Source organism: Paenibacillus sp. 01T422 (genome assembly GCF_056398785.1).
Map to the genome: position 1 here is coordinate 1 of NZ_JBFTQB010000156.1, position 9,235 is coordinate 9,235.

At 46.0% G+C, this 9,235-nt stretch carries 7 protein-coding genes; all 7 read right to left on the bottom strand.

All coding sequences use genetic code 11. From position 1 onward, the window contains the following. On the bottom strand, nucleotides 1-1,883 hold a 1,883-nt coding region (locus AC1DUA_RS11395; protein ID WP_477499856.1), incomplete at its 3' end, for a PA14 domain-containing protein. A gap of 462 nt (nucleotides 1,884-2,345) precedes the next feature. After that, nucleotides 2,346-3,281 carry an iron-hydroxamate ABC transporter substrate-binding protein gene (locus tag AC1DUA_RS11400; RefSeq protein ID WP_477499860.1) on the bottom strand — a complete coding sequence of 312 codons (936 nt, stop codon included), beginning with the start codon at nucleotides 3,279-3,281 and terminating at the stop codon, nucleotides 2,346-2,348. Between the two features lie 46 nt (nucleotides 3,282-3,327). Further along, a complete protein-coding gene (locus AC1DUA_RS11405; protein WP_477499857.1) occupies nucleotides 3,328-4,347 on the bottom strand; it encodes a FecCD family ABC transporter permease in 1,020 nt (339 codons plus the stop codon). Next, on the bottom strand, nucleotides 4,344-5,282 hold the full coding sequence (locus tag AC1DUA_RS11410) for a FecCD family ABC transporter permease (RefSeq protein ID WP_477499861.1): 939 nt from the start codon (nucleotides 5,280-5,282) through the stop codon (nucleotides 4,344-4,346). The genes AC1DUA_RS11405 and AC1DUA_RS11410 overlap by 4 nt, the downstream gene beginning before the upstream one ends. Nucleotides 5,283-5,460: 178 nt before the next feature. Next, nucleotides 5,461-7,140 (bottom strand): helix-turn-helix domain-containing protein, encoded by a 1,680-nt coding sequence (locus AC1DUA_RS11415; protein ID WP_477499858.1) that lies wholly within the window; start codon nucleotides 7,138-7,140, stop codon nucleotides 5,461-5,463. Nucleotides 7,141-7,581: 441 nt separating this feature from the next. Then, nucleotides 7,582-7,740: a hypothetical protein gene (locus AC1DUA_RS11420; RefSeq protein ID WP_477499862.1), complete on the bottom strand. Its 159-nt coding sequence runs from the start codon at nucleotides 7,738-7,740 to the stop codon at nucleotides 7,582-7,584. After that, nucleotides 7,718-9,235: substrate-binding domain-containing protein (locus tag AC1DUA_RS11425; RefSeq protein WP_477499859.1), on the bottom strand; the 1,518-nt coding region annotated here is incomplete at its 5' end. The genes AC1DUA_RS11425 and AC1DUA_RS11420, both read right to left, overlap by 23 nt.

Sequence of the window (9,235 nt, forward strand, 5' to 3'; positions counted from 1 at the left end):
GACTCTAGGGAACCGGCATCCACCTCGTCACCTGTCATCACCATAAACTTTGAATTCGGGTAATGATCAAGACCTTGCTTAAGCGTGTCCGCAAAAACTTCATAATCATGCGAATTCGAACCCTGTGAATCCGTCATGTACAGGAATTCATAATCATTTTCAATGAGTGATTCCGTTGTGAAGCTGCCTGTGTCGCTCCAGTTGCCGTCGCTTCCCACCCGGTATTTATAGGCAGTTCCTGGCGTTAATCCTTCTGCCAGTGCCTTATGGCTAATAAATGAACCATTCGTGGAGCTCGTAATTTTGAGATTCAAAATTTTGGTTTCTTCTGGTTTTCCAATGAAACGTTTCACATCAGGTGTGCCAAAAGCTTTATCTGCTGGTACAACCTCAACAATACTATCTGCTATGTTAGCCGGTGCATTATCCGGTTTTTCATAGCTTGTATACCAAGCGAACGAACGCTTCGTTTTGGGACTTCCGTTGAAGGACATCGCAATGGCAATTGGGGAGTAATTAGCCACATCGTTCACAGGGATGTACATAAAACTCCCAACAACCGTTCCATCTGCAAATTGCAAATTTGCTTGTCCATCATATGAAATCTTAACAACCTGATTAGGTTTAATGTTCATCGCCAAATTTATCTTAAGAGCAGATGGGGTACTGCCTAATTCAACGCTTTGAACCTGAATGGGCAGATCATCAGCCGTAACCAACAAGTGAGCCCCTAGGGAAGCTGGCAAATTAACCATATCTGAGGACAGCGTAAGATAAGCGCTAGAACCATCTTTTAGAACGTTTCCTGCGATAGGTCCTGTGTAATTCTGCGGCAAGTAGAACACATTGCTCGGCACGATAATCTTGGCCATATTTGGCGTCGACCAACGCAGATACAGATTGGAACCGCCTGAATCCTCAAAGTATTCAATTTTGAAATTGTATTTCTTTCCACCTTCCAAGGAAATCACATTGCCTGTTTGCTCCTTGTCCCAGTCATTCACCCAGTGATCAATCACGATCTTATCATCGACCCACAGACGAAATCCGTTGTCACCCATCATGTAAAATGTATAATCTCCCGATTGCGGTGGCATAATTTGCGCCGTCCAGCGAACATTGGCGTGGTCCTGTTGACCAGTCCAAGATTGCAGTACAGGATCCAAATTTGTGAAATTAATCTGAGGATCTACCGTTGTTGCTTTGTAATCTCCGAAGCTAAAATCGCTATTTCCAAGGTAATATTCACCAAGCAATCCCTGATTACTGCCAGACGCTAACGGAGTAACCACAGGAGCAAGAGGTTTCGTTTCTACAAATCCAAAAGCCTGGAATTCATAAATATTCGCTGCGTATTCACCAGTCGTTAGATCTGCACTTCCCGGGTCCGTAATGTTCAGCTTAAAATATCTTGCTGTAACCGGTGAGCTCAAATTGTGGGTTGTTAGACCATATGTATTATCTGTAACCGTTACKACAGGAGTCCAGTGCACATCATCTTCACTGGTTTCAATCGTATAGTCCCGGGTATTGTAGATGTCAGGCTCTCCACTATAACCGGCATGCGCAAGTACAAACTGATGGACAGTAGCTTCTGCGCCTGCATCAACCTTCAGCCAATACGGATTTTGCTGACCAGGCTGATTCGTATCCCCCTTGTAAACCCAGTTGCTTGCTGGATTACCGTCAATCGCATGTGCTGGGGCAGCATTATTAGACACATACCCATTCGCGGATGCAGTAACTCCTGCTGTGGCAAAGACGTTCGTGGCATCTGGCTGTGCATAGGCTGGTTGCGCAGGAGCAATACCTGCTGAGAACAACGAGGTCACAATCATGACCGCTGCAAGCACACGAGATGTCAACGTGATACTCTTTTTCACTATTTTCCCTCCTAGATAAAAATGTTTTTTTTCCTAACGGTACTATACGGTCAATTAATCTAACATTCAATGTTTTTTGGGGCAATTAACCATGTAGTTATTGTAAAAGCGATAATGCTTAATTCGGTAAAATTGCTTTATTTTTCCTGAAAGCGTTAAGCATTTTATCTTCCTTTTGTTAAAAGATGGCGTAAAATGGATGATACATTCTGCATGAAACGTGCATTTTGTTTTCAATAAAACGCTATCATCTCAATAGCAATGGCACTTCTTCTTTTCCACCTTTTACATACGCTTTTGGGAAAAATATTATCCATTTTTAGCGTAAACGAAATGTAAATGTATTTTCTTTATCGCTCTGAATCAGCATCTGATTGGCTTTTTTCACCATACAGCCAACCAAACGCAAATAAGGCTATCCCCAGCCATAACGAAATAGCTGAAGGATAGCCTACTAACTAATTATTTAGCGAAAAGTTTTTCTGCCGCATCAAGCGCCATTTTGTTTCCAATGGCCGAGTAATCAAGCCAAGGCTGATCGGCAATCGGGTAAATGTGACCCGCTTTAACTGCTTTAAGCCCTTTCCAAATCGGGTTGGTGGATAGCTGCTCGAAGAGTTTCTTGGCCCCATCCTCATTGTTCACAATAACAAAAATCGCGTCCGCATCATAGTCAGGAAGAACTTCCTGTGAAATCGTTTCGTAAGCTTTGTCGATCTTCTCCACACCTTTGGCTGGCTTCAAACCTAGGTCTGTGAACAGAAGCGGTCCGAGCGGACGTTTCATCCCCATAACACGCAGTTCTTTCGCTGTTACACGAATCGCCATTGCAGTCCCGTCGCCAATCTTAGCATTAATAAGACCTTTTACATTCGCAGCCTGTTTCTCGTAATCCTTGATGTACGTTTCGGCTTGCTGCTCTCGGTTTACAAGTTTACCGATTTTCTTCAAATGATCGCGCCATGTGCCTTCATCTAGGTTAAACATTTCTGATTTGGCAATTTTCTCATACTTCGCGACATCCTTACCTGAGAATGCCTCATCCAAATAAATGACTTCAGGCTTCAAGGAAAGGAGGGCTTCCATATCAGGTTCAGCTACAACGCCCAGCTTCTTAGTGTTCTGTAAACGGTCAGCAACGTGTGGCAGAAAGGCTTTAAGATCTCCGCCCATGACGGAACCTACAGGCGTAATGCCTAGCGCAAGCAAGTCATTCGTTAAATGAATGGACAGCGACGCAATACGTGGTTCTTTCTCTACTGGCTTAGTTGTACTCGTCACAGCAGCAGCAGAAGCAGCAGGTGCGGCTGATGCGGCAGGCGCTGATGCTTTAGGTGCAGCAGATTGACCGCATGCTGTCAGGACGAATAAGGAACTGATCATACTTAGGACGACCATATTTTTCTTTTTCACAATAAAAACCCCTTTATTATTTACGTTTTCGTTATTTCGTTCTGGCAAGCAGAAATAAAAAGTACGGAGCTCCAACAGCAGCTACAACAATACCTGCGGGGATTGCGTTAGGCTGAAAGATCGAGCGTCCAATCGTGTCGGAGGCCACCAAGATGACGAGACCTACCAGGCCCGCAATCGGCAGARCATGCTGATACATCGGTCCAACCAATCGGCGAGCCAGATGCGGCGCCACCAAGCCAAGAAAACCAATACCACCGGTCATTGCCACGCTTGCGCTCGACAAGGCAACTGCCGTCAGCAGAAGCAGCAAGCGTTCGCGACTCACGGCAATGCCAAGCCCCGAGGTCGTTTCATCCCCCAGTGAAAAGGAATTCAGAATTTTCCACTTGGTTAATGCGAAAGGAACGAACAAGCCAATCCATGGGAGAAGCGCAATGACATGCACCCAATCTCTCCCCCACACGTTGCCTACCAGCCATCTAGCTGTAAAACTATACGTCGCTTCATCTAACCGCAGCGACAGAAAGAGGGTCATAGCGCTAAAGCCTGCTGCAACGGCAATGCCAACAAGTATCAACCGTATTGGCACAATCCCTTTGTACCGGTCATAGGCTAAGGCCATAATCAAGATAGCCGTTATGACGCCCCCGGCAAAGGCGAAAATCGGGATAAGCAAGGTCGGTGTCCCCTTCATGGAATGAAAGAAACTGACGAATACAATTAAACCTAATGCAGCACCCGAATGAAGTCCCAGAATCCCCGGATCGGCTAAACCATTACGGGTTATTCCCTGCAAAAGAGCGCCGGATATGCCTAGACCGATACCTGCCAGCATTGTAATAAGAATCCGTGGCAAGCGATACTCGAATAAGACGAGCTGATTGTCTGTGCTGCCATAACCTAGAAAGGTTTGCCAAACTTCAACTGGCGAAAGCCGAATCGAGCCTGTGTTCAGACTAATCAAGATCACAACCAAGCTTATAAGAAGCAGACAGCTGCCGACCCAGATGCTCCTGTTTTTGCGATCAATAGGGCGAGATGATTTCACGACAAACTCCTCCTCTCTTTCCGGGCCAAGTACAGAAAGAAGGGAACGCCTACCAAAGCAATCATTAAGGAGATGGCCAATTCTTTGGGAGGATGAACCATCCGTGCGCCTAAATCAGCAATCACCAGCAGAATCGCTCCAAGCAAAGATGAAAGCGGAATGATGAAACGATAGTCCACTCCAACGAGTTTTCTAGCGATGTGCGGGATAACCAGACCCACGAATCCAATGGATCCTACAGCTGAAACCCCTACACCGGCAAGAATGATCGCCAGAACAATACCCAGCAAGCGAATTCTGTTTGTTTTGACCCCTAAACCTGCGGAAACGTCCTCGCCCAGCGATATCAGCGAAACGGATCGACTTATCATCACAGCTCCTGCAATCGCCAAAAGAATAATAGGCACAAGCAGTTTGACATGCTGCCACTTCACTCCTGCAACACCACCGRCATACCAGAAGGCAAGATCCTGGCTAAGGTCATAATAGATGGCCACACCCGTACTCAGTGAATGCAGTAAAGCCGCTACCACAGAGCCTGCAATTGTTAGACGGACTGGGGTTAGACCACCAGGCGTCGATGAGCCTAGCAAGAAAATGAAACCTGTGCTGAGCGCTGCCCCGAGAAATGAGACCACCATGAGACTCGAATAGGGCAGATTCGGGAAAAATGCAAAGCTTAGAGCAACCATGAAGGCTGAGCCGGCATTGATACCCAGAATACCGGAATCAGCTAAAGGATTGCGGGTTATTCCTTGCATCAACGCACCTGCTACCGCAAAGCCAGCTCCGATAATCGCCGCACCTAGAACACGTGGTAAACGTAATTCATGAATAATCTGATGCGTAGTTAACTCCGAATTATAATGAAATACGGCTGACCATACCGTTTGCAGCGTCATATCTTTAGCCCCAAACGAAATCGCTGTAAACATGATGATTAATAAGGCGAGAATGGCAATGAAGCAAATCAATCCATATGTAATTCTTTTCATGCCCCAAAGACCCAACTTCCTGGATGTGATCTGACTCTCTCATTAATATTGATAATCATTATCAATAAATTCATTATAGAAATCTCTCCTGCATTCGTCCATGACATATTCATAGATTTTATCCTTGGATTATTTTCATATTGACGGGTGAAGTAGTAAGCGAGGATCCACTTAGCATGGAYACCGCCTTCTCCAAAAGCTGCTGTATCGCTTGCGGCGCATAGACCATCCATTCATCCCACTGAAGCATGAAATACCGCCCCTGCCTAATGGCCGGATGACGCTGCCAAACAGAGTCCGTCATAATTTGCTGCGTAAGCTTAGAAGATGCTTGCTTCGTGGAATTCAAGAAGATGACATAGTCTGACTCATACTCCGTCATATCCTCCGGCGTTACGTTAATCCAGTTGAAGTTCGTGCCCTCTCGATGTTGATTAAGTTTGTTGGCAATCAGACTAGGAGGTGATAATTGTAAAGATCGATAGAAAATATGCCCAACATTTCTGGCGCCATACAATCTCATTTCTGTGTTCATCAAACGGCATATCGCAACAGTTGGACTGCCGAACTTCTTGTTCACTTGTTTCTTGGCTTGCTCGGCTTTGTAGGCATGGCGCTCAATCCACTCTCTAGCCAACTGCCTGCGATCGACAAGCCCAGCAATTACTTCCAAATGATCAAAGACATCTTGCGATGCCCAAGGAACGGAAATGATAGGAGCAATATCCCCAATATGTTCTCTCGCTTTCAAAACAACGTTCTCTTTACACAGGATAAGACCCGGCTGCGCTTCGAGAAAAGCCTTTCTGCCTATTTCCCAAGAGTCCGCAGCGTGAAGCGGCAACGTCAGCGAAATCGTTTCGGTTGGCAAATACTTCTTACGGTGAAATTGGGCTGCACTCGGAACAATACCTAAAGTCAGCAAGTGATCTGTATACGGGTACGATAGCGAAACGATATTGGTTAGTGGCTCATTCGCATACTGTGTGGGGGCAGATCCGGAATTCTCTTTGAAGCGGCGGCTAAAATAAAACTCATCCCGATAACCTACGCGTCCGCTCAAATCTCGTATCTGCGGTGCAGAGACAAGCAGAATTTCCTTCGCCTTATTCATGCGTACCTGGGTGAGAAATTCAATCGGTGATTTATTCATTTTTTGCTTAAAACGCTGCGAATAATAAGCTGGATGCATCCCCGCGATCTCAGCAAGCTTGTCTAGATTGATGTCGGTATGGTAAGCATCCTGCATGTATTGAATCGTAAGCTGTAGCGATGCGTCAGCATCTTTCGACGTTGCGATTGAAGGCGGCTGGTCCTTCAGAATCAACTCCACCAAAGCGTATAAATACTGCTGCCGCAAGTGCTCCCTTACGCTGGAATCCCCATAGGCGGAGGCAAGCAGCTGTATTTTACGCTGAAAAAGAAGCAAATCCGTCTGCAGGCTCCCCTGTACGGGAAAATGAAGCTCTCTATCATAAACTCTACGTGATTGCGTATTTTCCTTGATTCGAAACAGATTGAATTGTAGCTGATAGATCAAACTATTCGCATTGCCTGACAAGTTCAGCGCTTGGACACTCATGCCAGGCAGCAGCAAACAGAGTGTTTTCCCATGAATCGGAATTTCATTCTGATTTATTTGAAGCTGGCCTCTCATCTTAACAAAAAAAAGCAATGTGTGATGAGCTGTTTCCTCTGCCATCCGTTTCCACTCGGCTATGTCCATTATAACTTCAAGCTTGACCAGCTCAAGCAATGTCCCTTCTAAATACACATTGTGGTCCGTTTCACGATTCACTCCGAATCCCTCCCGTGCAAGTGATAACCATTCTCACAATAATATACCACAAAAAATAGAGCTTCGCTGATGTATAAAACTTCCATCARAGTTAAAAGTAAAAACCGCCAGGCAAATTTCCTCCTGACGGTTCTTTTGATTGTCGTGATCGATGGTGCTCGGATGAGCGCATGAATGCCGCGGCCTTAAATGCAGGAACTCAAGTGCCTTATTTAGGCAAAAAACGAACCTTCGAGAGTTGGAGCGGAACTACAGGCACTTATTTCGCCCCCTTGCTTGGCACATTTCCAGGTGAAAATTGGCAAAATAGCGGATCGTAGATCCCCTAGATCCGGAAATCGTCCCCTTTTCACCAAAATAGCGGACTATAGTTCCTCCTCCCCAAAACCTACACGCAAAAAAACCTAGCGAAAAATCGCTAGGTCCTTATCGCCGTCTCATTTACTCCAACTTCTCATATTCACCTTTCGTCAAGCCAAATATGAACTCATCAGAATGCTGCCCTTCGTGAAAATCATATTCCGCAGCCGTCCCTCTTGAACAAACCCAAGCCGCCCATGCAGCGTCACGTCTTCGATCAATATTTGCGTGTAGTAACATCCCGTTTAGCCGTTTCCTGAGAGAAAATACTTTCCGCCGTAATAATATTCACCGGAATTTCCTTGCCAGCGACAAGTTCCTTGGCCGCTTTGATGATTTGTGGTCCCAGCAAGGGATTGCACTCCACGGACATGTTTAGCTTCCCAGCAAGCATAGCTTGAAAAGCAAGCTTCGTGGCATCCACGGAAATGACGATGATGTCTTTGCCTGGCTTCAGGCCCATCTGTTCAATCGCCTTAATTGCGCCAAGTGCCATATCATCGTTATGCGCAAAAACAACCTGCGGTATCGTTCCCTGTTTAAGTACTTTACTCATTAACTGCTGACCGCTTTCCGTCGTGAAATCGCCGACTTCCGAAGCTATCACGCGAAATCCTGCATTCTGAGTGAGTACTTCTTCAAAGCCTTGTCTACGCTCAATGGCAGGTGCCGAGCCTGCCGTTCCTTGAAGTTCGACAATTTTGGTTTCCCCGGACACAGGTTTGTGCTCCACAAGCCATCTAGCAGYTCGCCGTCCCTCTTCAACGAAATCCGAACCAATGAACGTCGTCCATAAGGAATCATCTTCCAGCTTCACTTTTCGATCCGTCAAAATGACCGGTATGCCAGCTACCTTGGCTTCCGCTAAGACGTCGTCCCAGCCGGACTCAACGATTGGCGTGAAGGCAATAACGTCCACCTTTTGCTGAATAAAATTCCGAATTATCTCGATTTGCTTGTCTTGACTGCCTTCCGCATTTTGCATGATAAGGTCGATACCAAGGTCTTGACCCGCCGCATTCTTGATGGATTCAGTATTGGCCGCCCGCCAACTGCTTTCAGAGCCTACAACCGCTACACCCAACTTCATCTTTTTCGTGCTCACACTCATATGAGAAGCAATCTGCTTCAAGTTAGGGCCACTGGCTGCCCCTAATTCTCTGGTATTTTTTTGCGTAATAACATGACTTGGCAAAATGATCTTTTTGGGAATGACCTTCTCACGGTTAAGAATATCGAGTGCATATTGAATTGACTCTCTTCCCCCTGTTGGGCTCGTAACCGTCCCGCTAAGAACACCTTGTTTAACTAAATCAAATCCCCCATTCACCGTATCCAGTCCATCAATACCGATGATTTGCACATTGCTTAAACCTAAGGCATCAATCGCCCGATATGCGCCAAGCGCCATGGCATCACTATGCGCAAATACAAGCCTAATCTCTGGAGAGCTTGGTAAAATTCGCTTCAACTCGTCCTCTGTCCGATCTCGCTGCCAGTCACCGACAATCACTTTATCGACCTGAATGGACGGTGATTGCGATAAGTAATCTCGGAAACCACGGCTCGTTTCTTCAACCGATCTAGAGCTGACGGCGCCTTTTATTTCCACTACATCAGCTGTAGAGCCACCGAGCAAGTCAGCAGCTAATTTCCCTGATTTTTTGCCAATCGACAGATTATCCGACCCAATAAAGAGGGAGTAATCATAGCCGGTAACACCGCGACCAAGAAC

What these genes read in the sequence shown, in the direction of transcription:
- AC1DUA_RS11400 (WP_477499860.1), bottom strand. Translation starts at nt 3,281, where the DNA reads ATGGTCGTCCTAAGTATGATCAGTTCCTTATTCGTCCTGACAGCATGC.
- AC1DUA_RS11420 (WP_477499862.1), bottom strand. Translation starts at nt 7,740, where the DNA reads ATGTTACTACACGCAAATATTGATCGAAGACGTGACGCTGCATGGGCG.